Origin of the sequence: Kitasatospora sp. NPDC056531 (assembly GCF_042794375.1) — a bacterium.
In the GTDB taxonomy this organism is placed as follows: domain Bacteria; phylum Actinomycetota; class Actinomycetes; order Streptomycetales; family Streptomycetaceae; genus Kitasatospora.
The window spans coordinates 174,172-198,475 of record NZ_JBHTTU010000003.1; the positions used below are offsets into that span (position 1 = coordinate 174,172).

Annotated in this window: 24 protein-coding genes and 1 riboswitch; of the genes, 14 read left to right on the forward strand and 10 right to left on the reverse strand. The window is 73.5% G+C overall.

Annotated features, from left to right (window positions below; all coding sequences use genetic code 11):
* Nucleotide 1: 1 nt before the first annotated feature.
* Nucleotides 2-796, reverse strand: a complete 795-nt coding sequence (locus ACFQ87_RS05505) for an alpha/beta hydrolase (protein WP_380609262.1) — start codon at nt 794-796, stop codon at nt 2-4.
* 177 nt (nt 797-973) lie between these two features.
* Between ACFQ87_RS05505 and ACFQ87_RS05510 the strand changes: the two genes are divergently transcribed.
* From ACFQ87_RS05510 to ACFQ87_RS05520, 3 genes are read left to right on the forward strand one after another with little or no spacing between them, the layout of a single operon-like run.
* Nucleotides 974-1,816 (forward strand): lysophospholipid acyltransferase family protein, encoded by an 843-nt coding sequence (locus ACFQ87_RS05510; RefSeq protein ID WP_380609263.1) that lies wholly within the window; start codon nt 974-976, stop codon nt 1,814-1,816.
* A 33-nt stretch (nt 1,817-1,849) separates the two neighbouring features.
* The gene (macS, locus tag ACFQ87_RS05515) at nt 1,850-3,061 is read left to right on the forward strand and encodes a MacS family sensor histidine kinase (RefSeq protein WP_380609264.1); all 1,212 of its coding nucleotides are present in this window, start codon (nt 1,850-1,852) and stop codon (nt 3,059-3,061) included.
* Nucleotides 3,061-3,741, forward strand: a complete 681-nt coding sequence (locus ACFQ87_RS05520; RefSeq protein ID WP_380609265.1) for a response regulator — start codon at nt 3,061-3,063, stop codon at nt 3,739-3,741. The genes macS and ACFQ87_RS05520 overlap by 1 nt, the downstream gene beginning before the upstream one ends.
* Before the next feature lie 42 nt (nt 3,742-3,783).
* Here ACFQ87_RS05520 and ACFQ87_RS05525 read toward each other — a convergent pair whose 3' ends face one another.
* Entirely contained in the window at nt 3,784-5,742 is a 1,959-nt protein-coding gene (locus tag ACFQ87_RS05525) for an anthranilate synthase family protein (RefSeq protein ID WP_380609266.1), read from the reverse strand.
* Between the two features lie 305 nt (nt 5,743-6,047).
* Here ACFQ87_RS05525 and ACFQ87_RS05530 point away from each other — a divergent pair, with 305 nt between their 5' ends.
* Nucleotides 6,048-7,382, forward strand: coding sequence for a class II 3-deoxy-7-phosphoheptulonate synthase (locus ACFQ87_RS05530; RefSeq protein ID WP_380609267.1), 1,335 nt, complete (start codon nt 6,048-6,050; stop codon nt 7,380-7,382).
* 208 nt (nt 7,383-7,590) lie between these two features.
* Entirely contained in the window at nt 7,591-7,890 is a 300-nt protein-coding gene (locus ACFQ87_RS05535; RefSeq protein WP_380609268.1) for a (2Fe-2S)-binding protein, read from the forward strand.
* On the opposite strand, the gene bfr is transcribed toward ACFQ87_RS05535, so the two are convergent.
* Nucleotides 7,887-8,366, reverse strand: coding sequence for a bacterioferritin (gene bfr / locus ACFQ87_RS05540; protein ID WP_380609269.1), 480 nt, complete (start codon nt 8,364-8,366; stop codon nt 7,887-7,889). The two genes, ACFQ87_RS05535 and bfr, sit on opposite strands and share 4 nt — an antisense overlap.
* Before the next feature lie 231 nt (nt 8,367-8,597).
* On the opposite strand from bfr, the gene ACFQ87_RS05545 reads away from it, so the two are divergent.
* Nucleotides 8,598-9,227, forward strand: a complete 630-nt coding sequence (locus ACFQ87_RS05545) for a molybdopterin-dependent oxidoreductase (protein WP_380609270.1) — start codon at nt 8,598-8,600, stop codon at nt 9,225-9,227.
* Nucleotides 9,228-9,239: 12 nt separating this feature from the next.
* Here the strand turns inward: ACFQ87_RS05545 and pknB are convergent, their stop codons facing one another.
* From pknB to thiO, 4 genes are all read right to left on the reverse strand, one after another.
* Nucleotides 9,240-11,018, reverse strand: a complete 1,779-nt coding sequence (gene pknB / locus ACFQ87_RS05550; protein ID WP_380609400.1) for a Stk1 family PASTA domain-containing Ser/Thr kinase — start codon at nt 11,016-11,018, stop codon at nt 9,240-9,242.
* Between the two features lie 100 nt (nt 11,019-11,118).
* On the reverse strand, nt 11,119-11,916 hold the full coding sequence (locus ACFQ87_RS05555; RefSeq protein WP_380609271.1) for a thiazole synthase: 798 nt from the start codon (nt 11,914-11,916) through the stop codon (nt 11,119-11,121).
* A 3-nt stretch (nt 11,917-11,919) separates the two neighbouring features.
* Complete coding sequence (gene thiS / locus ACFQ87_RS05560; protein ID WP_380609272.1) at nt 11,920-12,129, reverse strand: sulfur carrier protein ThiS; 210 nt, start codon at nt 12,127-12,129, stop codon at nt 11,920-11,922.
* The gene (gene thiO / locus ACFQ87_RS05565; protein WP_380609273.1) at nt 12,126-13,301 is read right to left on the reverse strand and encodes a glycine oxidase ThiO; all 1,176 of its coding nucleotides are present in this window, start codon (nt 13,299-13,301) and stop codon (nt 12,126-12,128) included. Before thiO ends, thiS begins: the two co-directional genes overlap by 4 nt.
* Nucleotides 13,302-13,304: 3 nt before the next feature.
* Nucleotides 13,305-13,417, reverse strand: a riboswitch (TPP riboswitch).
* 128 nt (nt 13,418-13,545) lie between these two features.
* Between thiO and ACFQ87_RS05570 the strand changes: the two genes are divergently transcribed.
* From ACFQ87_RS05570 to thiE, 3 genes are all read left to right on the forward strand, one after another.
* Nucleotides 13,546-14,748, forward strand: a complete 1,203-nt coding sequence (locus ACFQ87_RS05570; protein WP_380609274.1) for an NAD(P)/FAD-dependent oxidoreductase — start codon at nt 13,546-13,548, stop codon at nt 14,746-14,748.
* Nucleotides 14,749-14,905: 157 nt separating this feature from the next.
* Nucleotides 14,906-15,271 (forward strand): Rv2175c family DNA-binding protein, encoded by a 366-nt coding sequence (locus ACFQ87_RS05575; protein ID WP_380609275.1) that lies wholly within the window; start codon nt 14,906-14,908, stop codon nt 15,269-15,271.
* A complete protein-coding gene (gene thiE, locus ACFQ87_RS05580) occupies nt 15,271-15,918 on the forward strand; it encodes a thiamine phosphate synthase (RefSeq protein ID WP_380609276.1) in 648 nt (215 codons plus the stop codon). The genes ACFQ87_RS05575 and thiE overlap by 1 nt, the downstream gene beginning before the upstream one ends.
* A 25-nt stretch (nt 15,919-15,943) precedes the next feature.
* Here the strand turns inward: thiE and ACFQ87_RS05585 are convergent, their stop codons facing one another.
* Nucleotides 15,944-17,050: a polyprenyl synthetase family protein gene (locus ACFQ87_RS05585; RefSeq protein WP_380609277.1), complete on the reverse strand. Its 1,107-nt coding sequence runs from the start codon at nt 17,048-17,050 to the stop codon at nt 15,944-15,946.
* 174 nt (nt 17,051-17,224) lie between these two features.
* On the opposite strand from ACFQ87_RS05585, the gene metF reads away from it, so the two are divergent.
* Both metF and ACFQ87_RS05595 read left to right on the forward strand, forming a co-directional pair.
* Nucleotides 17,225-18,139 (forward strand): methylenetetrahydrofolate reductase [NAD(P)H], encoded by a 915-nt coding sequence (gene metF / locus ACFQ87_RS05590; protein ID WP_380609278.1) that lies wholly within the window; start codon nt 17,225-17,227, stop codon nt 18,137-18,139.
* A 218-nt stretch (nt 18,140-18,357) separates the two neighbouring features.
* A complete protein-coding gene (locus ACFQ87_RS05595; RefSeq protein ID WP_380609279.1) occupies nt 18,358-19,212 on the forward strand; it encodes a hypothetical protein in 855 nt (284 codons plus the stop codon).
* Nucleotides 19,213-19,230: 18 nt separating this feature from the next.
* Here the strand turns inward: ACFQ87_RS05595 and ACFQ87_RS05600 are convergent, their stop codons facing one another.
* Together ACFQ87_RS05600 and ACFQ87_RS05605 are read right to left on the reverse strand one after the other, a co-directional pair.
* Nucleotides 19,231-20,724, reverse strand: coding sequence for a phytoene desaturase family protein (locus ACFQ87_RS05600; RefSeq protein WP_380609280.1), 1,494 nt, complete (start codon nt 20,722-20,724; stop codon nt 19,231-19,233).
* Nucleotides 20,725-20,735: 11 nt separating this feature from the next.
* The gene (locus ACFQ87_RS05605) at nt 20,736-21,353 is read right to left on the reverse strand and encodes a DUF4126 domain-containing protein (protein WP_380609281.1); all 618 of its coding nucleotides are present in this window, start codon (nt 21,351-21,353) and stop codon (nt 20,736-20,738) included.
* Nucleotides 21,354-21,933: 580 nt separating this feature from the next.
* On the opposite strand from ACFQ87_RS05605, the gene ACFQ87_RS05610 reads away from it, so the two are divergent.
* From ACFQ87_RS05610 to ACFQ87_RS05620, 3 genes are all read left to right on the forward strand, one after another.
* Nucleotides 21,934-22,554, forward strand: coding sequence for an SAV_6107 family HEPN domain-containing protein (locus ACFQ87_RS05610; protein WP_380609282.1), 621 nt, complete (start codon nt 21,934-21,936; stop codon nt 22,552-22,554).
* 45 nt (nt 22,555-22,599) lie between these two features.
* Nucleotides 22,600-23,352: a methyltransferase domain-containing protein gene (locus ACFQ87_RS05615; RefSeq protein ID WP_380609283.1), complete on the forward strand. Its 753-nt coding sequence runs from the start codon at nt 22,600-22,602 to the stop codon at nt 23,350-23,352.
* Between the two features lie 464 nt (nt 23,353-23,816).
* Complete coding sequence (locus ACFQ87_RS05620) at nt 23,817-24,206, forward strand: DUF3040 domain-containing protein (RefSeq protein ID WP_380609284.1); 390 nt, start codon at nt 23,817-23,819, stop codon at nt 24,204-24,206.
* Nucleotides 24,207-24,304 lie beyond the last annotated feature (98 nt).

Consider the following 24,304-nt stretch of genomic DNA (forward strand, 5'->3'; position numbering starts at 1 on the left):
TTCAGCCCTGGTGATCGTCGGATTCGGCCCTGCCCGCCCCCGCCGCGTGCGCGGGGGCCAGCCGTCGGATGAAGTCCAGGCTCGCCGAGAATATTTCCGCCGCGTCGTGGTCCAGCGTCGCGACGTGGAAGCTGCGCTGGCACAGCCGCTCCGTCACGTCGGTCGAGGATATCCGGGCCAGCACGAGTTCCGAGTTGGCCGGCGAGACGACGTGGTCCTGCGGACTGTGGAAGAGCAGCACCGGCTGGGTCACCTGCGGCAGCCGCCGCTGGACCTCCTGCCACAGTCGGGCCAGTGACCATGCGGCGTGCAGCGGGGTGCGGTCGTAGCCGAGTTCCCTCACGTCCGGCTTCTGGATGTCGTCGACGATCCCGGGCAGGCTCGGGACGAGGTGACGGAGCACCGGAAGCAGCACACTCGCGGGGTTGTCCGAGCGCACCGACGGGTTGACCAGGACCAGTCCGGCCACCTCCGGGCCGTGCAGCGCGGCCAGCCGCAGCGCCAGCGCGCCGCCCATCGACAGCGCGCAGACGAAGACCTGCTCGCACTCCCCGGCCAGGGCCAGCAGTTCGCGCTCGACCTCGGCGTACCAGTCCTCCCACCGGGTGACCTGCATGTCCTGCCACCGGGTGCCGTGCCCCGGCAGCAGCGGCAGCGAGACGGTGTACCCGGCCGCCGCCAGCTCCTCGGCCCACGGCCGCAGCGACTGCGGCGAGCCGGTGAAGCCGTGGCACAGCAGTACTCCCACCGGTCCGCCGCGGTGGCGGTACGGTTCGGCACCGGGCAGCAGCGGCATGGCGGACTCCTTCGCGGACTGGTGGCGCTGGGGGAGGGGACGCGGAACGGGAGAGCTGCGGGTTTCCGCATCGTCCCACGCCCCGCGCCGGGACGTACACCCCCTTCGGCGGGGCCGGGCACAGCGGACGGCCGCGGGGCATTAGGATCGACCGGTCCGCATAACAGGAGGCCCGGGTTGTTCTACCGACTGATGAAGATGATCGTCGCGCCACTGCTTCGGATCTTCTTCCGGCCGTGGATCGAGGGTGAGGAGAACATCCCCACCGAGGGCGCGGCCATCATCGCGAGCAACCACCTGTCCTTCTCGGACTCCTTCTTCTTCCCCGCGCTGATCAAGCGCCGGGTCACCTTCATCGCGAAGGCCGAGTACTTCAACACCCCGGGCCTCAAGGGCCGACTGACCGCCGCCTTCTTCAAGGGCGTCGGCCAGCTGCCGGTGGACCGCTCGGGCGTGCGCGGCGCCGGCGAGGCCGCGATCCGCAGCGCCATCGCGGTGCTGGACCGCGGCGAGCTGTTCGGCGTCTACCCCGAGGGCACCCGCTCGCCCGACGGCAAGCTCTACCGCGGCAAGGTCGGCGGTCTGGCCCGCGTCGCGCTGGCCACCGGCGCGCCGGTCATCCCGGTCGCCATGATCGACACCGAGAAGGTGCAGCCGCCCGGCCAGGTGGTCCCGAACTTCGGCATCCGCCCGGGCATCCGGATCGGCCGTCCGCTGGACTTCTCCCGCTACCACGGCATGGAGAACGACCGCTTCATCCTCCGTTCGGTGACGGACGAGGTGATGTACGAGATCATGCGGCTCTCCGGCCAGGAGTACGTGGACATCTACGCGACCGCCGCCAAGCGGCAGATCGCCGACGAGAAGAAGAAGGCCGACGCCGAGCGCCGCGCGGCCGCCAAGGCCGAGAAGGCGGAGGCCGCCGAGGCGGAGAAGGCCGCGGAAGCCGAGAAGGCCGCCGAGGCCGAGAAGGGCGAGAACACCGGGAAGCCGGAGCAGAAGGGGACCGGGTCGGACTGACCGACCCGGTCGGGTCCAGGGGAGGGCTTGGGGATGGCGGAGGGCGCGAGAGCCGGAGCACTCGGCGGCACGGTGGCGGCCGGCGGGATGTCCGTCGAACTCCCGCTGTGGAAGGCGATCTCCTACTTCCGGGTGCTGGCCCTCTGCTACGCCCTGCTGCGGTACTTCAACGCCTACCTGCACTTCCTGCACCCGGTCTCCGGCTGGATCTTCCTCGGCGCGCTCACCCTCTGGACGCTCGCCAGCACCCGGGCCTTCGCCAACCCGCAGCGCTGCACCTGGTTCGTGCTGGGCTTCGACCTCGCCCTGGCCGTGACCGGCATCGTGATGAGCGGCATGATCGACGCCCCGGCCCGGATCAGCCACGGCGCGCTCACCCTGCCGACCATCTGGGCCGCTGGCTCGGTGCTCGGCTGCGCCGCCAAGGGCGGCTGGCGTCCCGCGGCGGCGACCGGCTCGGTGATCGGGGTCGCCAACATCCTCGGGCACGGCGGCCCGACCGGCGACAACATCCACAACATCGTGCTGCTGCTGGTGGCCGGGATCGCGATCGGGTACGTGATCGAGTTGGCCCGCGCCAGCGAGGCCACCCTGGCTCGGGCGCTCCAGGTCGAGGCGGCCACCCGGGAGCGCGAGCGGCTCTCCCGGGACATCCACGACGGCGTGCTGCAGGTGCTCGCGCTGGTCCAGCGCAGGGGCGCGGAGCTGGGCGAGGGTGCCGGCGGCGGCGCGGACTTCGCCGAGCTGGGCCGGCTCGCCGGCGAGCAGGAGCGCGCGCTGCGGGCGCTGATGACCGGCGGTCCGCTCCCGGCCCAGCGCGCCGTGGACCCGCCGGAGGCCGACGCCGCCGAGCCGTGCGACCTCACCGCGCTGCTGCGCCCGTACGCCGACGAGCGGATCACGCTCTCGGCCCCGGGCACCCCGGTGCTGCTGCCGGGCCCGGCGGCGCGGGAGCTCGCCGCGGCGGTCGGCGCGGCCGTGGACAACGTGCGCAAGCACGCGGGGGAGCAGACCCGGGCCTGGATCCTGGTGGAGGACGAGTCGGCGGCCGTCACCGTCAGCATCCGCGACGACGGGCCCGGCTTCGCCCCCGGCCGACTCGGCGAGGCGGAGCGGGCCGGGCGGCTCGGCGTCTCCCAGTCCATCCGCGGCCGGCTGCTGGACCTCGGCGGTACGGCCGAGCTGTACTCGGCGCCCGGGGAGGGCGTCGAGGTCGAACTGCGGGTTCCGAGGGAAGGTTTCTGATGACCGATCAGCCGACGACCGACCGGCCGGTGCGGGTGATGGTGGTGGACGACCACCCGATGTGGCGCGACGCCGTCTCCCGCGACCTGGCCGAGGCCGGGCTGGACGTGGTGGCCACGGCGGGCGACGGCGAGGAGGCCGTGCGCCGGGCCCGTGCCTGCTCGCCGCAGGTCGTCGTGCTGGACCTCAACCTGCCCGGCCTGCCCGGCGTCGAGGTGTGCCGTCAGGTGGTCGCGCACGACCCGGCGGTGCGGGTGCTGGTGCTGTCGGCCAGCGGTGAGCACCAGGACGTGCTGGAGGCGGTGAAGTCCGGCGCGACCGGGTACCTGGTGAAGTCGGCCGGGCGGGACGAACTGCTGGACGCGGTGCGCCGCACGGCCGTCGGCGACGCGGTGTTCACCCCGGGGCTGGCCGGTCTGGTGCTGGGCGAGTTCCGCCGGCTGGCCGCCGAGCCGGCCCCGGCCTCGGCGCCCGCCGTCCCCCAGCTGACCGCCCGGGAGACCGAGGTGCTGCGGCTGGTGGCCAAGGGTCTGTCCTACCGGCAGATCGCCGACCGGCTGGTGCTGTCGCACCGGACGGTGCAGAACCACGTGCAGAACACGCTGGGGAAGCTGCAGCTGCACAACCGGGTGGAGCTGGTGCGGTACGCGATCGAGCGGGGGCTGGACGAGGAGCTGTGAAGCGGTCCCGGGCCGGTGCGTGCCCGGGACCCTTCCACTTCCTCAGCGCGGTACGGCCGCCGCCTGCTTCAGCAGGGCCGCCACGATGTCCACGCCGTCCCGGGTGAGCACCGACTCCGGGTGGAACTGCAGGCCGGCGAAGCCGGGGCCGCGCAGGGCGTGGACGTCGCCGGTGACGGCGTCCCGGGCGACCTCGATGCCCTCGGCGGCCAGCCGGGCCGCGTCGGCCTCCGAGCAGCGCGCGGTGAAGGTGTTGTAGAAGCCGACCGTCCGCTTGCTGCCGAACAGGTCGATGCTCTCCTGCGCGCCCTGGTACGGGACGGCCTTGCGGCCGAGCGCGAGACCGAGCTCGGCGGAGAGCAGCTGGTGGCTGAGGCAGACCGCGAGCAGCGGCGCGGTGCGGGCGCCGGAGCGGACGGCGGCCAGGGCGTCCGCGACGATCGGGCGCAGCAGCGCCATCTTGGGGTCGTCGGCGAGCGCCGGGTCGCCCGGGCCGGGGCCGAGCACCAGCGGGCCGCGGTGCGCCGCGACCAGGTCGCGCAGGCCCGGCTCGTCGAAGCGGACCACGGTGACCCGGTGGCCGAGCGAGGTCAGCAGGTGGGCGAGCATCGAGGTGAAGGTGTCCTCGCCGTCCACGACCAGGGTCGGCTCGGCCTCGGTGACCTCGGACGGCGACTGCATCCGCAGCCAGAACGGGGCGAGGTCGGCCCGGCGGGCGTCGAGCGCGGCCTGCACCCGGTGGTCGTCGGCGAGCCGGGGCCCGGTGGGGCTGGGCAGCCGGACGGGGGCGGGCCGGGCGCCGATGGCGGTGAGCACCCCGGCGGCCTTGGCGTGGGTCTCGGCCACCTCGGACTCCGGGACGGAGTGGCGCACCAGGGTGGCGCCGACCCGGACGACCAGCTGCCCGGTGGCCGGGTCGATGTCGGCGGTGCGGATGCAGATCGGCGAGTCCAGCAGCTGCCCGCCGCTGGCGGAGCGGCCGATCAGGGCGAGCGCGCCGGAGTAGTAGCCGCGCCCGGTGGGCTCGTAGCGCTTGATCACCCGGGTGGCGTTCTGCACCGGGCTGCCGGTGACGGTGGCGGCGAACATCGTCTCGCGCAGCACCTCGCGGACGTCCATCGAGGTCTGCCCGCGCAGCTCGTACTCGGTGTGGGCGAGGTGGGACATCTCCTTGAGTCGGGGCCCGAGCACCTGGCCGCCGAGGTCGCCGACCGTGCACATCATCTTGAGCTCTTCGTCGACCACCATGGTCAGCTCCTCCAACTCCTTCGGGTCGTGCAGGAACTGGAGCAGTGAGTCGAGGTCGGCGCCGCCGGCCGGATAGCGGTAGGTGCCGGAGATCGGGTTCATCACGACGGTGCCGCCGCTCTGCCGGACGTGCACCTCGGGGGAGGCGCCGACCAGCACGCGCTCGCCGGTGTGGACCAGGAAGGTCCAGTACGCGCCGCGCTCCTGGTCCAGCAGTCGCCGGAACAGGGAGAGGGCCAGCTCGGGGGAACAGTGTCCGTTTCCGGCTCCGCCGGGGGCGTCCAGCGTGGCGTGGAAGTCGCGTCGGATCACGAAGTTGGCGCCCTCGCCGTTGCCGATCTCGTCCTCGATCACCCGGCGGACGATGGCCGCGTACTCCGCGTCGTCCACGTCGAAGGCGCCGCCGGTCAGCGACACCGGTAGCTGCGGCAGGGCGGCGGTGAACTCGGCCAGCGGCAGGGCGTGCTGCTCGGTCACCGAGAGGGCCTGTAGCGGGGTGCCGTCGTCGTGCGCCTCGAAGCCGCGCTCGCGGATCTGGCGGTACGGGACGAGGGCGAGCAGGTCGTGGACCGGGCCGGCGGACGGGATGCCGGCGCGGACCGGCAGGTCGGCGAGGCGGTCGTAGCTGCCGACGGTGCCCAACAGCACCTCGACGGTGTCCGGGGCGTGCCGGGGGGTGCGGCGGTGCAGCAGGGCGAAGGCGGGTGCGCCGGGGGCGGTGAGGCGGGCGAGCAGCTCGGCAGGGGTGGTCACGAGTACGGCTTCCTTCCGGGAGGAGTGTCGAGGGCGGTGCTGGGTTCCGCTCCCGGAGGGCCGTCTCTGCCTCAGACGTCGACGGCCGCCCCGAGGGGCGGCCGTCGTGTTCGTCTAGGAACGCGCGATCTGTGGGCCACCCATGGAGGAGGCCCACCACCAGGAGTGGGTGTGGGGCGCGTGCATGGGTCGAGCGTATCGGACACTGCCGAGCGGGTGAGGGTGCACGCGGCTTCGTCCGAGATGTGTCTCATCCCTCGGGCAATCGGCACGAATCGCTCGTGCCACCCCGTAGCCTTGGCCTTGTGACCGTGACGAATCTCCACTCCTGGCAGTCCCTGCCCGCGGCGCAGCAGCCTGAATGGCCGGACCAAGAGGCTCTGCGCAAGACCCTTGCTGAGCTCGCCTCCTATCCGCCCCTCGTCTTCGCCGGCGAGTGTGACCAGCTGCGCGCCCGGCTCGCTGCCGTGGCGCGTGGGGAGGCGTTCCTCCTCCAGGGCGGCGACTGCGCCGAGGCCTTCGACGGCGTCTCGGCCGAGCACATCCGCAACAAGCTGAAGACCCTGCTGCAGATGGCCGCCGTGCTGACGTACGCGGCCTCGGTCCCGGTCGTCAAGGTCGGCCGGATCGCTGGGCAGTACTCCAAGCCGCGCTCCAAGTCGACCGAGACCCGTGACGGCGTGACCCTGCCGGTCTACCGCGGCGACTCGGTGAACGGCTTCGAGTTCACCCCCGAGTCCCGCATCCCGGACCCGGAGCGCCTGAAGCGGATGTACAACGCCTCCGCCGCGACGCTCAACCTGGTGCGCGCCTTCACCACCGGTGGTTACGCCGACCTGCGCCAGGTGCACGCCTGGAACCAGGACTTCGTGCGCAACTCGCCGGCCGGCCAGCGCTACGAGCAGCTCGCCCGGGAGATCGACAACGCCCTGGCGTTCATGAACGCCTGTGGTGTGGCGCCGGAGGAGTTCAAGACCGTCGAGTTCTTCTCCTCGCACGAGGCGCTGATCCTCGACTACGAGACCGCGCTGACCCGCGTGGACTCGCGCACCGGCGAGCTGTACGACGTCTCCGGCCACATGGTGTGGATCGGTGAGCGCACCCGCCAGCTGGACCACGCGCACATCGAGTTCGCCTCCAGGATCCGCAACCCGATCGGGGTCAAGCTGGGCCCGACCACCTCGGTGGACGAGGCGCTCACCCTGATCGAGAAGCTGGACCCGGAGCGCGAGCCCGGCCGCCTCACCTTCATCACCCGGATGGGCGCGGGCAAGATCCGCGACCACCTGCCCGGCCTGGTGGAGAAGGTCACCGCCTCCGGCGCCCAGCCGGTGTGGATCTGCGACCCGATGCACGGCAACACCTTCGAGGCGTCCAGCGGTCACAAGACCCGCCGCTTCGACGACGTGCTGGACGAGGTCAAGGGCTTCTTCGAGGTGCACCGCGCGCTCGGCACCCACCCGGGCGGCATCCACGTGGAGCTGACCGGCGACGACGTCACCGAGTGCGTCGGCGGCGGCGACGAGGTCCTGGTGGACGACCTGCACCAGCGCTACGAGACGGCCTGCGACCCGCGGCTCAACCGCAGCCAGTCGCTGGACCTGGCGTTCCTGGTGGCGGAGATGTACCGCGGCCAGTAACGAGTGGGCTGTCGCCCCGAGCCGCTGCTCGGAGGCGGGCGGGCGAACAACTGTGACGAAGGCCCCTCCGGATTCGGGATTCCCGAGCCCGGAGGGGCTTTTTCGTGCCCGGATCGCCGGGTAAGGTGAGGCTTAGTGAGCTAAGGCAAGCCTTAGTCAAGATCCACTCTGTGCGCTTCGCCCGCGCTTCACCCAGGGAGAGACCGCGATGTACGTGTGTATGTGCCATGCGGTCACCGAGGACCAGGTGAAGAAGGCGATCGACGGGGGCGCCAGCACCCCGCGCCAGATAGCCAAGGGCTGCAAGGCGGGCACGGACTGCGGGTCCTGCGTCCGCCGCATCCAGGCGCTGCTCGGTGAGCACGGCGCCCGGCCCTGCCCGACCGCCAGGCTGGCCGCGAAGCTCGGCCTCGCCGACCCGGAGGTCCAGGACGTTCCCGCGCCGACCGCCCCGAAGCCGGGCCTGGCAGCCCCGATCGCCCCGGTGGTCCCGCTGCGGGTGGCCTAGGACTCCGGCTGCTCGATCACCTGGGCGATGTAGAGCGCCTCGCCGAGTTTCTCCAGCAGCTCCAGCTGGGTGTCGAGGTAGTCGATGTGATGCTCCTCGTCCGCCAGGATGTCCTCGAAGATGTTCGCCGAGGTGATGTCGTTCTTGGCCCGCATCACCACGACCCCGCGCTTGAGCCGGTCGATCGCCTCGACCTCGATCTGGCGGTCGGCCTCGAACATCTCCTTGACCGTCTGGCCGATCCGGACGTGGAACAGTCGCTGGTAGTTGGGCAGCCCCTCCAGGAACAGGATCCGGTCGGTGAGCGTCTCGGCGTGCTTCATCTCGTCGAACGACTCGTGCCGGGTGTACTTGGCGAGCTTCGTCCACCCGAAGTTCTCCTGCATCTTGGCGTGCAGGAAGTACTGGTTGATCGCGGTGAGCTCGGCCGTGAGCTGCTCGTTGAGGAACTCGATGACCTCCGGGTCGCCCTGCATGGTGCTGCCTCCCTGCGCTACGTCCTGCGGTGAGTCCTGCGCTGCGCATCCTGGCACCGTATTGGGAGGAAATTCCAGTAAGTTCACACTCACTAGGACATGTGGCGGAATGTCTGATTTGGGGTGAAGTCGGAGGGTGGGTGATCGACCATTGGTCCGTACGGGCAGGGCGTGAACCGCGCGTGAAGGGGCGCGCGCCATGGCCTGTCCGCCGTCTGTCACCATGGAGCCATGGGTCAGTCCGAACAAGAACCGTTTCCGCCGTCTGACCCGAGGCTCCCCCCGGGCCAGCGCGCGCAGCGCGGCTGGCCCGCCCTGCACTACGGGCCGGTGCCCCGCTTCAAACCGCTGACCTGGGACCTGCAGGTGTTCGGCGCCACCGCCTCGGCGGAGAAGCACAGCTGGGACTTCGAGGCCTTCACCGCCCTGCCGCGCGCCACCGTGGTCGCGGACCTGCACTGCGTCACCAAGTTCTCACTGCTCGGCAACGAGTGGACGGGCGTGCCCGCCGCCACCCTGCTCGACCTCGTTCCCCCGGCGCCCGGCGTCACCCACGTCATGGTCTGGGCCGAGTACGGCTACAGCGCCAACCTGCGGCTGGCCGACTTCGCCGACGAGCACACCCTGCTCGCCACCCACCGCAACGGCGAGGCGCTGACCGCCGAGCACGGCTTCCCGGTCCGGCTGGTGGTCCCGCGGCTGTACGCGTGGAAGGGCCCCAAGTGGGTGCGGGCGGTGGAGTACATGCGGGCCGACCGGCGCGGCTTCTGGGAGGAGCGCGGCTACCACAACCTGGCCGACCCCTGGCGCGAGCAGCGCTACTCCTACCAGGAGGAGCCCGGCGACGGGCCGCTGCGCTGAGGCCCGGCCCGGTCAGAAGAACGAGAAGGTGACCGTCACCGCGGTCTTCTGCGGGCGCCGCTCGCCGGCCGCCGGGGACTGGCCGCTCACCTTGCCGATGCCGAGGGTCCAGTCGGTGGCGGCCTTCATCGTGAAGCCCGCCGCCTGCAGCGCCTTCTGCGCGTCGTCCCGGCTCATCCCGGTGACGTTCGGGATCGCCACCATGCCCTTGCTGACCACCAGCGAGACCGCGGCGTTCTCCTGCAGGAGCTGCCCGGCGGCGGGCGAGCTGCTGATCACCGAGCCCTCCGGCACCCCGTCGTCGTAGGTCCCGGTCACGGTGCCCCTGGTCAGCTGGGCGGCGGCCAGCGCGGCGGCCGCGTCATCCGCGCTCTTGCCGGTGACGTCCGGCACCGCGATCCGCTTGGGGCCCTTGGAGACGGTGACCGTCACCGAGTCGCTCTTGCGGGTGCGCGCGCCCACCCCGGGGTCGGTGGAGATCACCTGCCCGGTCGGGACGGACTCGCTGTACACCTCGACGAACCTGCCGTGCATGCCCTCCTTGTCCAGGATCCGCTGCGCCTCGCCCCGGTCCTTGCCGAGCACGCCCGGCACCGAGCCGTACAGTCCCTCGGAGATGCCGTACGTGGCGCCGCCGACCGCCAGCACCAGGGCGGTCAGTGCGGCCGCCCAGATCATCGGCTTGCGCGGGAGGCGACGCGGCCGGCCCGGCCGGCGGGTCCGCACCGGGGTCGGCTCGTCGTACGGGCGCGGCTCGACCAGCAGCTGGTCCATCAGCTCCGCCGGGACGTCCAGCACGCTGGTGCGCTCCGGCGGCGGGGCGTCGGCGGTCCGGGGCAGCGGCTGGATCACCGAGGTCGGCTCGCTGGTCGGGTAGCGCGGGCTGGGCCGGGTGGAGGCCGGCGGTTCGGCGTCCAGCTCGGCCGGGGCGAGGGTGCGGCGGACCCGCTGGACGGCGGCGAGCAGCTCGACCGCATCGTACGGGCGGGCGTCGGCGGCCCGGGAGCAGGCGCCGGCCACGATGGCGTCCAGCGCCGGGGCGACGGCGGGGGCGACCAGCGAGGGGGCGGGGACGTCCTCGTGCAGGTGCTTGTACATGACCTGGACGGGGTTGTCGCCGGTGTGCGGGCGGCGGCCGGTGAGCATCTCGTACAGCAGGATGCCGGCCGCGTAGACGTCGACCCGCTGGTCGGTGGGGGCGTCCGGGAGGATCTGCTCGGGGGCCAGGTAGGAGACGGTGCCCATCACGGTGCCGCCGGTGGCGGTGCTGGTCGAGGTGGGCGCGCCGTCGGCGCTGCCGAGCACCCGGACCAGGCCGAAGTCGGCGACCTTGACCAGGCCGCTCTCGGTGATCAGCACGTTCTCCGGCTTGACGTCCCGGTGGACCAGCCCGGCCCGGTGGGCGGCGCCGAGGGCGGCGAGCACCGGCTCCAGGACGTCCAGCGCGGCCCGCACCGACAGGGCGCCGCGGTCGCGCAGCAGGTCGCGCAGGGTGCGGCCGGGGACGTACTCCATGGCGAGGAAAACGTTTCCGCCGTCCGCGCCCTGGTCGAAGACGTTGACCACATTGGGGTGGGTGAGCTTGGCGACCGCCTTGGCCTCGCGGATGAAGCGGGCGGTGAAGCCCTCGTCCCCGGCCAGTTGGGGGTGCATCACCTTGAGGGCGACCACCCGGTCCAGCCGGGTGTCGGTGCCCTGGTACACGGTGGACATCCCGCCGGTCGCGATGCGCTGCTCGACCCGGTACCTGTTGTCGAGCAGGGTACCGATCAGGGGGTCGTGCAAAGCCATGTCCACCCGGGCGAGTCTAGTGGTGAAGCCGCGCGCCGGACCCGGAGGACACCTCCTCCGGGCCCGGCTGTGCCCGGCTTGTGACACGGGACACCCGGTCTCAGAAGGCCGGCCGCTCCCGGGTGTCCAGGGCGGCGCGGCCGGCCATCGCGGAGGAGGCCTCGGCGTGGAAGCGGCGCGGGATCCGGCCGGCCCGGTGGGCGAGCCGGCCGGCCTCGGCGGCGTGCCGCATCGCCTCGGCCATCAGCACCGGGTCCTGAGCGCGCGTCACCGCGGAGGCCAGCATCACCGCCGCGCAGCCCAGCTCCATCGCCAGCGCGACGTCGGAGGCGGTGCCGGCGCCCGCGTCCAGGATCACCGGGACGCCCGCGTCCTCCACGATCAGCTGGAAGTTGTGCGGGTTGCGGATGCCCAGACCGGAGCCGATCGGCGAGCCCAGCGGCATGATCGCCGCGCAGCCGACGTCCTCCAACTTGCGCGCCAGCACCGGGTCGTCGTTGGTGTACGGGAGCACGGTGAAGCCGTCGTCGACCAGGATCTCGGCGGCGTCCAGCAGCTCGATCGGGTCGGGCAGCAGGGTGCGCTCGTCGGCGATCACCTCCAGCTTCACCCAGTCGGTGCCGAGCGCCTCGCGGGCCAGCCGGGCGGTCAGCACGGCCTCGCCGGCGGTGAAGCAGCCGGCCGTGTTGGGCAGCACCCGGATGCCGTTGCGGGTCAGCACGTCCAGGACGGAGCCCTGGGTGGTGGCGTCGACCCGGCGCATGGCCACCGTGGTCAGCTCGGTGCCGGAGGCGAGCAGCGCGCGCTCCAGGACCTCCAGGCTGGGCGCGCCGCCGGTGCCCATGATGAGCCGGGAGGAGAAGGTCGTCCCGGCGATGGTGAGAAGGTCGTCGGCCATGGCTCAGCCTCCCTGGACGGCGGTGAGGATCTCGACCCGGTCGCCGGTGCTCAGCGGCGTCTCGGACCACGAACTGCGGGGCACCACGGCCTCGTTGAGGGCGGCGGCGACGCCGGTGTTGGCCTTGCTGACGGTGGCCACCAGCTCGGCGAGGGTCGTGGTGGCGGGCGTCCGGCGGGGCTCGCCGTTGACGGTCAGGGCGATCTCGGTCATGCGGAGGCCTTCGTCGTGGAGTGGTCGGGGGAGAACCGGGCGGGCGTGAACGGCCTTGCGAGATCCGGGACTTCGCCGGTCACCAGGTACTCGGCGACCAGGTCGGCGGTCACCGGGGTGAGCAGCACGCCGTTGCGGTAGTGGCCGGTGGCGGCGACCAGTCCGGGCAGCGGGGTCGGGCCCAGCAGCGGGGCGTTGTCCGGTGAGCCGGGGCGCAGTCCGGCGGAGGTCTCCAGCAGCGGCAGTTCGGTGATGCCCGGGACCAACTCGTGGGCGTCGCGCAGGAGTTCGTACACGCCGCCGGCGGTGACGGTGGTGTCGTAGCCCTGCTCCTCGGTGGTCGCGCCGATCACCAGCTCGCCGTTCTCGCGCGGCACCAGGTACAGGTGCTGCCCGCGCACGACCGCGCGGACGTTGCGGGAGAGGAACGGCCGGTAGGCCTCCGGGATGTGGAGCCGCAGCACCTGCCCCTTCACCGGGCGGATCGCGGGCAGCACGCCCTCGGGCAGGCCGGGCAGCCGGTGGCTGTGCGGGCCCGCGGCGAGCACGATCTGATCGGCGGCCACCGTCTCCCCGGTGCTGAGCCGGGCGCCGACCGCCCGGCCGTCCTCCACGAGCAGCTCGACGGCCTCGGCGCGCCGACCGACGACGCCCGCGCGCTCACCGGCCAGCAGCAGTGCGGTGAGCAGCCGCCGGGGATCCACCTGGTGGTCGTTCGCGACGTGCAGGCCGCCGCGCACGCCGGGGGCCAGCATCGGCTCCAGCCTGCGGGCCTCCCGGCCGGTCAGCCAGCTCGACTCCAGGCCGAGCCGCTGGTGGAAGGCGTGCAGTTCGCGCAGTTCCTCGCGGTCGTCGGAGTCCAGCGCGACGGCGATCGTGCCGCACCGGCGGTAGCCGGTGTCCTCCCCGCCACTCGCCTCGGTGAGTTCGGCCGCGAAGGCCGCGTACCGCTCGTTCGAGGCCATGCCGAGGCGCAGCAGCGGCTCCTCGCCGTACTGCAGCTCGGTGACCGGGGCGAGCATCCCGGCCGCGACTGAGGCCGCCCCGCCGCCGGGGGAGGGGTCGACCACGATCACGTTCCTCAGCCCGCGCTGCGCGGCGCGCCACGCGACGGCGAGGCCGACGATGCCCCCGCCGATCACCAGCACGTCGGCGCGGGCGCCTGATGGCAAGCGTGACAAAGCTGCTCTTCTCCCTTCGCCGGTATGACCCGGATCAGGTTCGGACGGTCGCGGGCCGTGCCAGCCCGCCTCTCAGCCCGGTACGCCGGGCTCCCGTGTGGTGCACCCACCTTAACGCCGGGGGTCGGCCCGGCCGAAGGGCCGTGTGAGGGGTGGGACGGGTGAGCAGGACGGTTGCCGCCGGGCCCGCCCGAGGGGTGGACGGCCGCCGGGTGCCGCCGCGGCGCTGAGTACAGTGACGGGCGTGGCAGAGCTGAGCGGAACGGATCAGGTGGTCGTCGTCGGGGCCGGGCTGGCCGGGGCGCAGTGCGCCCTGAAGCTGCGGCAGGGCGGCTGGCGGGGGCGGATCACCCTGGTCGGCGAGGAGCCGCACGCGCCGTACGACCGGCCGCCGCTCTCCAAGGACGTGCTGCTCGGCAAGGCCGACGCCACCACCCTGGACATCGACTACGGGCAGCTCGGCATCGAGCTGCTCACCGGCCGGCGCGCCACCGGCCTCACCCCGGGCGTGCTGCACACCGACGACGGCGACCTCCCGTACGACTCGCTGGTGATCGCCACCGGCGCCACCCCGCGCGCCCTGCCCGGCGCCGAGCGCGCCCACCTGCTGCACACCCTGGACGACGCCCTGGCGCTGCGCGCGCTGCTGCGCCCCGGGCTGCGGCTGGTGCTGGTCGGCGCGGGCTGGATCGGAGCCGAGGTGTCCACCGCCGCGCGGCAGGCCGGCTGCGAGGTGACCGTGGTGGAGGCCGGCCCGGCGCCGGTGCCGGGCGCGCTGCCGACCGGGGTCGGCTCGGCGATGGCCGCCTGGTACGCCGAGGCCGGGGTCGAGCTGCGCTGCGGGGTCGGCGTGGCCGCCGTCGAGCCGGGCGCGGTACTGCTGGCGGACGGCTCGCACCTGCCCGCCGACGAGGTGGTGGTCGGCGTCGGCGCCCGGCCCGCGACCGGCTGGCTGGCCGGCTCGGGCGTCGAGCTGGACGAGGCCGGGGCGGTCCTGGTGGACGAGCGGCTGCGCACCAGCCTGCCCGGGGTCTTCGCGGCCGGGGACTGCGTCAGCTACCCGTCGGCCCGCTCCGGTGCCCGGCTGGCCGTGCAGCACTGGGACCACGCGCTGCAGTCCGGCGAGGCCGCGGCCGCCGCCGTGCTGGGGGCGCACGTGCCGTACGACCCGGTGCCGTACTTCTGGTCCGAGCAGTTCGGCCGGATGGTCCAGTACGCCGGCCGGCACGCCGAGGGCGACGAGCTGCTGTGGCGCGGCAGCCCGCGGGATGCCGCCTGGTCGGTGCTCTGGCTGCGCGACGGGGTGCCGAGCGCGCTGCTGGCGGTGGACCGGCCGCGGGACCTGACCCAGGGGCGGAAGCTGATCGAGCGCGGTGCGGTGCTGGACCCGGTCCGCGCGGCGGACCCGTCGGTGCCGCTGAAGGCTGCCGTCGGCTAGGGCCCGTCTTCAAAGCCCCGTCGTCCGCCCGAAGGGCGGGCGGAGCGGCGTTGGGGTGCGAGGTGCGTGCCCCGGGGCCGCCCCGCAGGCGAGGGTTTGAGGACGGGCCCTTGGGGGGCGTGTGCGTGGCGGGGGGCTGAGGTGGCAGTCTGGTGCCGTGAGTGAGATCGATGCCAAGACTGAAGCCCTGGTCCCCGAGTGGCTGTACCTCCCCGACATCTCCGAGCGGTGGGGTGTGGTGGTCACCGAGGTCCGCAACATGGTCAAGCAGGGTGACCTGATCGCGGTCCGCCGCGGTCCCAACAAGTCGCTGCAGGTCCCGGCGGCGTTCATCGACGAGACCGGCCCGGTCAAGCACCTGGTCGGACTGCTGACCGTGCTGCGGGACAGCGGGTTCTCCGACGCGGAGATCATCGAGTGGATGTTCACCGAGGACCCGTCGCTGCCCGGCACCCCGGTGCAGGCGCTGTGGGAGAACCGCGCCACCGAGGTCAAGCGCCGCGCCCAGGCCATGGCGCTGTGATGACCGGCCTGCGCGGACGCCTGGCCGACGCCCGGCTGTACCTGTGCACGGACGCCCGCCGCGAGCAGGGCGACCTCGCCGAGTTCCTGGACGCGGCGCTGGCCGGCGGGGTGGACATCGTCCAGCTCCGCGACAAGGGCCTGGAGGCCAAGCAGGAGTTGGCGGCCCTGGAGGTCTTCGCCGACGCCTGCCGCCGCCACGGAAAGCTGCTGGCCGTCAACGACCGCGCCGACGTCGCCCACGCGGCCCGGCCGGACGTGCTGCACCTCGGCCAGGACGACCTGCCGGTAATGGCCGCCCGGGCGATCCTCGGCGAGGACGTGCTGATCGGACGGTCCTGCCACGCCGAGTCCGAGGTGGACGCGGCGATCGCCGATCCGGGCGTGGACTACTTCTGCACCGGCCCGGTCTGGCCGACCCCGACCAAGCCGGGCCGCCCGGCGCCGGGCATCGGCCTGGTGTCGTACGCGGCGAAGCAGCCGACCGACCGGCCGTGGTTCGCGATCGGCGGGATCGACCTCGGCAACCTGGACGAGGTGCTGGCCGCCGGGGCCCGCCGGATCGTCGTGGTCCGGGCCATCACCGCGGCGCAGGACCCGCAGGCGGCCGCCGCCGAGCTGTCCCGCCGGGTGCGCGGGGCGCTCTGACCGCCTCCGGGGCCGCCGCCGTCCGTCAGTACTTGCGGACGGTGGCGGCCTCGGCCAGCGCCAGCAGCACCGTGCGGGCCCGCTCGTCGGCGAGCGGCGCCGCCTCCAGCGCGGCCAGCGACTGTCGCATCAGCTCCTCGATCCGGCGCTCCACCAGCTCGGGCGCGCCGCTGCGGGCGACCAGCTCGCGCAGCTCGACGACCTCCTCGGCGGCCAGGTCCGGCGCGCCGAGCCGGGCGTCCAGGTGCCGGGCGTCGGCGGGCGGCAGGGCGCGCATCGCGTGCGCGACCAGCAGGGTGCGCTTGCCCTCGCGCAGGTCGTCCCCGGCCGGCTTGCCGGTGACGGCCGGGTCCCCGAAGACCCCGAGCAGGTCGTCCCGCAGCTGGAAGGCCTCGCCCAGCGGCAGCCCGAACGCCCCGAAGGCCTCGACCAGCTCCGACCCGGCCCCGGCGAGCAGGGCGCCGACCTGCAGCGGTCGTTCGATCGTGTACTTCGCCGACTTGTAGTGCAGGACGGTCTGCGCGCGGTCCAGCGCGCCCTCGTCGGTCGAGTCGCCGGCCACCGGCTCCAGCACGTCCAGGTACTGGCCGACCATGACCTCGGTGCGCATCAGGTCGAACACCGGCTTGGCGGCCAGCACGGCGGCCGGGTCCAGTCCGGAGCGCAGGAACAGCTCGTCGCACCAGATCAGCAGCAGGTCGCCGAGCAGCACCGCGGCCGAGGTGCCGTACTGCTCGCGGTCGCCGCGCCAGCCGCTGTCCCGGTGCAGGGCCTCGAAGCGGCGGTGGACGGAGGGCAGGCCGCGGCGGGTGTCGCTGCGGTCCATCAGGTCGTCGTGCACCAGGGCGCTGGCCTGCAGCAGCTCCAGCGCGGCCGCCGCGTTGGCGATCCCCTCGCCGGCGGCCGGGCCGCCGGCGCCGCGCCAGCCCCAGTAGCAGAAGGCCGGGCGCAGCCGCTTGCCGCCGTCCAGCAGGAAGTCGCGCAGCGCGTCGGAGGCGGGCACCAGCTGCGGCGAGATCTTGCCGAGCAGCGCGGACTGGCCGTCCATGAACGTGGTGAGGGCGGCGTTGACGCGCGCGCGGACGTCCTCCACGTCAATGGGGTTGGCCGGCCGGTTGCTGGACGAGGTCACGATGATGCTCCGCTGGTTCGCTGGGGTGCAGCAAGCGTAGCGGGGGAGCTGGGAACGGGCGTGCGAGCGGGCTCCCGGGGGCGCCCGGAAGGCAAGCGGAGGAGGGTCCACCTCTTGTCCCACATGGTGGAATCGAGTTGTCCGGCCCCTTCGAACGCCGGATAACCTGCCAGCATGGCACTCGGCATCGCTTCCACGAGACCGGATCGCGCGCAGACGGTCCGCGAGCTCCTGGCGGCCGGAAAGCGCTCCTTCTCCTTCGAGTTCATGCCGCCCCGCAGCGAGGTCGGCGAGCAGAAGCTCTGGGACGCCATCCGTCGACTCGAACCGCTGGACCCCAACTTCGTCTGCATGACGTACGGCGCCGGCGGCTCCTCCCGCGAGCGCACCGTCAACATGGTCGGCCGGATCGCCACCGAGACCACGCTCACCCCGGTCGCCCACCTGACCGCGGTGGACCACTCGGTCGCCGAGCTGCGCAACATCATCGGCCAGTACGCCGACCAGGGGGTGCGGAACATCCTCGCGGTCCGCGGCGACCCGCCCGGCGACCCGATGGGCGACTGGGTCCGGCACCCGGACGGCGTCACCTACGCGTACGAGCTGGTGGAGCTGATCAAGGGCATCGGCGACTTCTGCGTCGGCGTCGCGGCCTCGCCGAACCGGCACCCGCGCTCGGACGACTGGGACGAGGACATCCGGCACTTCGTCGCGAAGATCCGCTCCGGCGCGGACTACGCGATCACCCAGATGTTCTTCGAGGTGGACGACTACCTGCGGTTCCGCGACCGGGTGACCGCCGCGGGCTGCGAGACGCCGATCATCCCGGAGATCATGCCGGTGACCAACGCCAAGCAGCTGGAGCGCTTCCCGCAGCTCAGCGGCTCGGCCTTTCCGGCGGAGCTGGAGGCCCGGCTGCGGGCGGCCATCGACGACCCGGCGGCGCTGCGGGCGATCGGCATGGAGCACGCCACCGCGATGGCCGAACGCCTGCTCGCCGAGGGCGCGCCCGGCCTGCACTTCATCACGCTCAACCACTCGACGGCGACGCTGGAGATCTACCAGAACCTGGGGTTGCACCGGCGTTAGAAGCGCATGGCGCTCCGGAGAAGCGCCTGGTGCTCCGGTCACGCGCGTTCTTCGGTGGGTGTTCACGAGCCCGTCACCGTCTCGACGGTGGCGGGCTCGGTCGTGTGCGGCCGGAGCCGCCGGCGGCGGGAACGCGATGCGGTACCCCGGCCGTTGAACCGGTACAGTCGCCGCACACGCGCGGCGCGCGCGGGCACGCGACTGGAGGTAGCGCGCGGATGGGCATCGGATTCCTGCTGCTGTACGTCGCGTTGGCGGTGGTGGCGCTCTGGCTGATCGCCGAGGTCCTGCTGCAGAACCGGGCGCCGCTGCACTGGCGGGTGCTCGCCCTGGTCGGCTTCCTCGGCGTCGCCGCGGGGATGGCCCTCGGCTCGGTCGTGGTGATCGGCGCCGGCGCCGGACTGTTCGCGGTCGGCCAGACCTTCGTCACCCTGTCGGTCAAGCGCGGCTACCGGACCGGCTGGTCCCTGCGGAAGGCCGACGGCAGCCTGCCCGGTCCGCTCGCCAAGGTGCCGCTGCTCGGCGCCCTCACCGGCGGTGCGGCGACGGTCGCGGCCGTCGCGGCGACCGAGGACCTGGTCGGCGAGGTCAGTGCGGTCGAGGAGACCCCGGCCCCGGAACCGGTCACCGAGGACGTCCCGGAGGTCGAGCAGACCGCCGCCTTCGAGATGCAGGAGCTGGCCCAGGACGGCGTCTACGCCCCCGCGTACTACGAGCAGCAGCAGGCCCAGCAGCAGCCCCAGGACCCGTACGCCGCGGCCTACCAGTCCGGCTACGACCAGCAGCAGTGGCAGACCCAGCAGCAGCCCGCCTTCGCCTACGACCAGCAGGCCTACGGCGGTTACGTCCAGCAGCAGGACCCGTACGGCGGTTACGTCCAGCAGCAGGACCAGTACGCCGGCTACCAGCAGCAACAGCAGCAGCAGGCCTGGGACCCGAACGCCCAGCAGCAGTGGCAGCCCCAGCCCGAGCAGCCCCACCTGGACCAGCACGGCCAGGGCGTCCCGCAGCAGCCGATGTACGACCAGGGCGGCTACGGCTACCAGCAGCAGAGCACCTGGCACCAGGGCTGACGGACGGCGGCTCCCCGGTTACGCCGGGCCGATGAGGCCAGCCGCGATGCAGGCCGACATACCGACCCGGGAGAGCCCGCCGCCGGGGTGGGCGTTGCCGCCGACCAGGTAGAGCCCGGGGACGGGGGACTCGTTGGCGGCCTTCAGCCACGCTCCCGAGGATCCGGCCAGGACCGGCCGGGCGATCGCGCCGCCCAGCGCGCCGGTCTCCCGGCGGGTGTCCTCCGGGGTCCGCACGACCCGCCACAGCACCCGCTCGCGCAGGCCGAGGCCAGCCGCGTCCACGTGGGCCAGCAACTGGTCGGCGTAGCGGTCGGCCACGCCCGGGGCGGTCCAGTCGAACTCGCCCTGGGCCGGGACGGTCGCGGTCAGCACCACGCTCTCGTGGGCGTCGTCGGGGCGCAGCGCCGGGTCGTCCGGGCGCAGCACCTGGACGGTGGGGCGCTCGCAGGGCGGCGCCGAGAGGGTCAGGGCGTTCTCCTCGGCGGCCGGGTCGGCCGCGTGCACCACCGTCCGGTGCGCGGTGCCCTCCGGGCGCGGACCGCGCAGCGCCAGCAGCACGCTGAACCGGCCGGGCACCTCCTGGGGCTCCCAGCGCTCGACCGGCAGGCCCGGACACTCGGCGAGGCCGTGGCGGTAGAGGGCGTTGACGTCCATCGCCGAGACCACCAGGTCCGCGTCGATCCGGCCGGCCGCCGTCTCGACCCCGCTCGCCCGGCCGTCCTCGACGACCACCCGGGTGACCGGGGTGTCGAAGCGGAACTCGACCCGGCGCAGCTCGCAGCGCCGGAACACCGCCTCCGCGAGGGCCCGCAGGCCGCCCCGGACGTACCAGACGCCGAAGGACTGCTCCATGTACGGCAGCACGGTGGCCCCGGCCGGCGCCTGCCCCGGGGTGAAGCCGTACCGCACCGCGGCCTCGAACAGCAGGGCGGACAGGCCGGGGTGGCCGCCGAGCTCGCGCCGTGCCACGTCCGCCAGCGTCCACGGCCGCGGACGGCGCAGCCGGGCCAGTCCGCCGCGCGCCGGGACGGGGTACGGGTCGGTGCCCAGGAAGCCCCGGTCGGTCGGGAGCGGCTCCTCCAGCAGCGGGCGGCGGGTGGCCTCCCAGACCGTCCGGCCGTGGTTCATCACCGCGCTCCAGCGGGCGCCGGAGCCCGCGCCGAAGGCGGCGTCCAGGGCCTGGCTGACGCCGCCGCGCGAGGCGTTGGGCAGCGTGACGGCGGTGCCGTCGGCGAACAGGTGTCGGCTCTCCGGGTCCACCGGGGCCAGCTCGACCAGCTGCTCCAGCGGCTCCTTGCCGGTCTTCAGGGCGAGGTCGCGGTAGACGGCGGGCAGCGGGAGCAGGCCGGGCCCGGTGTCGAAGGCGAAGCCGTCGCGCTCGTACCGGCCGACCATGCCGCCGTACGTGCCGCCGGCCTCGCAGACCGTCACCCGGTGGCCGAGGGTCGCCAGCCGGGAGGCCGCCGCGAGCCCGCTCATTCCTGCACCGATGATGACGATCTTTGCCATGGCACCCGATCCTAGGCCTGTCGGGAGAGCGCACCCGCCCCGGCCGCCCGGGCGGCCCTGCGTTCGCGGCGGCGGGCCCGGAAGGCACGGATCTTACTGATCGCGAGCCAGACCAGCAGCAGGCCGACGGCCAGGAGCACGGCGGCGATCGAGGCCGCCAGCCAGGGGTGGAAGATCGCCAGGATGACCAGGCCGGCCACCGACAGGTCCTCCAGCAGGCTGACCACGATGTTGCTGGCCGGCTCGGGCGAGGTGTTGACGGCCATCCGCAGCGAGGCCTTCACCAGGTGGCTGACCAGCGCCGTGGTCCCGCCCATCGCACCGGCCACGACCTCGCTGAGCGAACCCGGGTCGGTGCTCGCGATCAGCACGCCCACCACGGCGCCCGCGATCGGCCGGATCACCGTGTGCACGGCGTCCCAGACGGTGTCCACGTACGGGATCTTGTCCGCGACCGCCTCGAGCAGGAACAGCACCGCCGCCGCGATCAGCACATCGGTGCGCTCCAGTGCGTGCGGCACCGACTGGGCGTCGGCGAAGCGGCCCAGCAGACCGAGCAGCAGCACCACCGCGTACGCGTTGATGCCGCTGGCCAGACCGCTGGTGAAGATCAGCGGCAGGATCGTCATCGTGTCCCCCTCCTCGCAGTCCCGGGATCCGAGACTCCATGATTCGCCCCGGCCGACCGGGCAGCTCCGGCCCCGCGTACCGTACCGGGACCCGGGACGTCGCGGCCCACCGCCGCGGTTCCGGACCGGGCGGAGGACGGCGGACTGAGTACGGATACTCAGATCCAGGGTTGAGTACGTCAGCGGATGGCCTCCGACCTGCCGAGACGGGAAAGTAGTGGCACCCGGGAGGGTCGGCGCGTCGGGCGCCGGACCGCCCGGGTGGCGGATCCGTCCGTCCCCCGGCCGGGAGGGCCCGGGGGCGGCGGCGGAAGTCCGCACAGGTGCCGGTCACGGACCCCGCACCGCCGACACGGGGCGGCGGAGCGGGCCGGGGGGAGACCGGCCACCGAGGGGGGAACCGCGCCCCGCCTCCCGGTGGGGGGACGGCGGAGCGACGGCAAACGGCGGCGGCGCGGCACGGGGGAGGGCCCGCGCCCGCCGCCGGTACGCCGACCGGGTGAGGATTGTCAGTGGTGCCGTTCACGATGGGGGAGCACGGACCACCCGGTCCGCGCGCTGCCTCGGAACGGGGGAGACCATGACCATCAGCCGTCCTGAGCCCGTCACCGCCCGCCTCCACTCCGCCGCCCTGCCGCACTCCCAGGGCTTCCCGGGATCCCCGGGTTCCTCCGGGGGGCGCCCCGCCGGGCGGGACGTCCATCCCGTGCTGCGCCGGACGGCCGCGCCGCCCGCCGCCCTCGACCTGCTCGCCGACGCCCACCGCACCCTCGCCCGCGCCCGCGCGCTGGAGGACCCGCTGGAGCGCTACGCCACCGCCCACCTGGCCGCGCTGCGCACGGTGGCGGCCGTGCTGGCCGTGCGCGGGCGGCCGGAGAAGAGCCCGCGAAGGCGCAAGGCCATCCGCAGCGCCTGGGAGGTGCTGCCCGAGGTGGCCCCCGAACTCGCCGAGTGGGCGCTCTACTACGGCGCCGGCGCCCGCCGCCGGGCCGCCGCCGAGGCCGGGATCCGGGGAGCAGCCTCGGCCCGCGACGCCGACGACCTGATCCGCAACTCCGCCCTGTTCCTGCGTCTGGTCGAGCGCCTGCTCGGCCTCCACCCGACCCCGCCCGCCCCCAGGCTCCCGCTGGGCGACGACGAGCCCCCTGCCGTGAACGGCGCGGCCACCCGGCAGGGGTGGGCGGCCGCCGGGCAGGCTTAAGGTGGAGGCATCCTGATCGAACTGCACGTGCCAAGGAGCCCGACCTTGTACCCGACGCGTCCCCGCAGTGCCCTGCGTACCGCCGTGGTGTGGGAGGTGGTGCGGGCAGCCCTGGAGAAGCGGGCGGCCGAGCTGGACCAGCCGGTGCTCGACGTGGTCGACACCGGCGGCGGCACCGGTAACTTCGCCGTGCCGGTGGCCAAGCTCGGCCACCGGGTCACCGTGGTCGACCCGAGCCCGGACGCGCTGTTCGCGCTGGAGCGCCGGGCCGCCGAGGCCGGCGTGACGGATCTGGTGCGCGCCGTCCAGGGCGACACCCAGACGCTGCCCGAGCTGGTCGCCCCCGGCACCGTGGACGCGGTGCTCTGCCACGGCGTGCTGGAGGTCGTGGACGACCCGGCCGAGTCGCTCGGCAGCCTGGCCGCCACCCTGCGCAAGGGCGGCCTGGTCAGCCTGCTGGCCGCCAACCGCAACGGCGCCGTCCTGGCCCGCGCGCTGGCCGGCCACTTCAACGAGGCCCGGGCGGTGCTCTCCGCCGTCGACGGCCGCTGGGGCGAGCAGGACCCGATGCCGCGCCGCTTCACCGGCGAGGAGCTTGGTCGACTGGCCGAGGGCGCGGGCCTGCGGGTCGAGTCGGTGCACGGCGTCCGGGTCTTCGCCGACCTGGTGCCCGGCGTGCTGGTGGACACCGAGCCGGGCGCGATGGAGGCGCTGTTGAAGCTGGAGGAGGCCGCCGCCGCGCAGCCCGCCTTCCACGCCGTGGCCACCCAGCTGCACCTGCTGGCCACCCTGGCCTGAGCCCCTGCGGAGCCAACCGCGGAGCCCCCGCGGAGCCCTCGGTCCAAGCCCTGGGGCCTGCCCGCCGCCGTAGGGTTCGCACACCGTGCGGCGGCGGTTCGCTTCCCGGACGGGTGCCGGTCTCCCGCGCCTCGCCTCGGTGCGCTCGCGAATCCTCCCCGGCTCCGGGCCGATTCCACCGCATCGGGCACTTGTCCGAGCCGTCCCGCGTTGAGACGGGTGCGGCCCCGCCCGGTCGAAGTGGCCCGTCCCACGCGGCGCAGACCACCCCGTAACGGGCTCACGGACCGTATGATCTGGGTAAAGCCGGAAAGCATGACAGCCGGATGCGTGGGGCATATGGACGACACGGGCCGGGTCCCCCCGCACAGGCGTCCGACCGTGTGCCCAAGGCTGATTGGACTTGCCTCCCCGACCGGGGTGGCGGACCGGTCGCACCCGCGACCGACGAGTAGGAGGACTCCGTGCCGCTCTCGGAGCACGAGCAGCAACTGCTCGACCAGATGGAGCGAGCGCTGTATGCCGAAGATCCCAAATTCGCGTCAGCGCTTGAGGGAACCGGGCTGCGCACCTACACCCGTCGGCGGGTCTATCTGGCCATCGCCGGCTTCGTGGTGGGGATCGGCCTGCTGATGGGCGGCATGGTCGTTCCGGACCAGATCTGGGTCAGTGTCGTGGGCTTCCTGGTGATGCTCGGGTGCGCGGTGTTCGCCGTGACCGGCTGGCGCCGCGGGCCCGCGGGCCAGGGCTCCGGCCCCCGTCAGGCCGCCGCCCCGCGCCGCAAGGCCGGGATGATGGACCGCGTGGAGCAGCGCTGGCAGCGCCGCCGGGACGAGCAGACCGGCGGCTTCTGAGCCGCTCGACGACAACGTGGAACGCAGACGACGTAGAACGAAATGAGCCGGGGGAGGGAGGGGGGCGGACGCCCGCCACCGCTTCTCTTCGGTTTCCG

Excerpts from the sequence above, each read along its gene's own strand:
- ACFQ87_RS05505 (WP_380609262.1), bottom strand. The coding sequence starts at position 796 with ATGCCGCTGCTGCCCGGTGCCGAACCGTACCGCCACCGCGGCGGACCG.
- macS (WP_380609264.1), top strand. The coding sequence starts at position 1,850 with ATGGCGGAGGGCGCGAGAGCCGGAGCACTCGGCGGCACGGTGGCGGCC.
- ACFQ87_RS05520 (WP_380609265.1), top strand. The coding sequence starts at position 3,061 with ATGACCGATCAGCCGACGACCGACCGGCCGGTGCGGGTGATGGTGGTG.
- ACFQ87_RS05535 (WP_380609268.1), top strand. The coding sequence starts at position 7,591 with ATGTACGTGTGTATGTGCCATGCGGTCACCGAGGACCAGGTGAAGAAG.
- bfr (WP_380609269.1), bottom strand. The coding sequence starts at position 8,366 with ATGCAGGGCGACCCGGAGGTCATCGAGTTCCTCAACGAGCAGCTCACG.
- ACFQ87_RS05545 (WP_380609270.1), top strand. The coding sequence starts at position 8,598 with ATGGGTCAGTCCGAACAAGAACCGTTTCCGCCGTCTGACCCGAGGCTC.
- pknB (WP_380609400.1), bottom strand. The coding sequence starts at position 11,018 with ATGGCTTTGCACGACCCCCTGATCGGTACCCTGCTCGACAACAGGTAC.
- ACFQ87_RS05555 (WP_380609271.1), bottom strand. The coding sequence starts at position 11,916 with ATGGCCGACGACCTTCTCACCATCGCCGGGACGACCTTCTCCTCCCGG.
- thiS (WP_380609272.1), bottom strand. The coding sequence starts at position 12,129 with ATGACCGAGATCGCCCTGACCGTCAACGGCGAGCCCCGCCGGACGCCC.
- thiE (WP_380609276.1), top strand. The coding sequence starts at position 15,271 with ATGACCGGCCTGCGCGGACGCCTGGCCGACGCCCGGCTGTACCTGTGC.
- metF (WP_380609278.1), top strand. The coding sequence starts at position 17,225 with ATGGCACTCGGCATCGCTTCCACGAGACCGGATCGCGCGCAGACGGTC.
- ACFQ87_RS05595 (WP_380609279.1), top strand. The coding sequence starts at position 18,358 with ATGGGCATCGGATTCCTGCTGCTGTACGTCGCGTTGGCGGTGGTGGCG.
- ACFQ87_RS05600 (WP_380609280.1), bottom strand. The coding sequence starts at position 20,724 with ATGGCAAAGATCGTCATCATCGGTGCAGGAATGAGCGGGCTCGCGGCG.
- ACFQ87_RS05605 (WP_380609281.1), bottom strand. The coding sequence starts at position 21,353 with ATGACGATCCTGCCGCTGATCTTCACCAGCGGTCTGGCCAGCGGCATC.
- ACFQ87_RS05610 (WP_380609282.1), top strand. The coding sequence starts at position 21,934 with ATGACCATCAGCCGTCCTGAGCCCGTCACCGCCCGCCTCCACTCCGCC.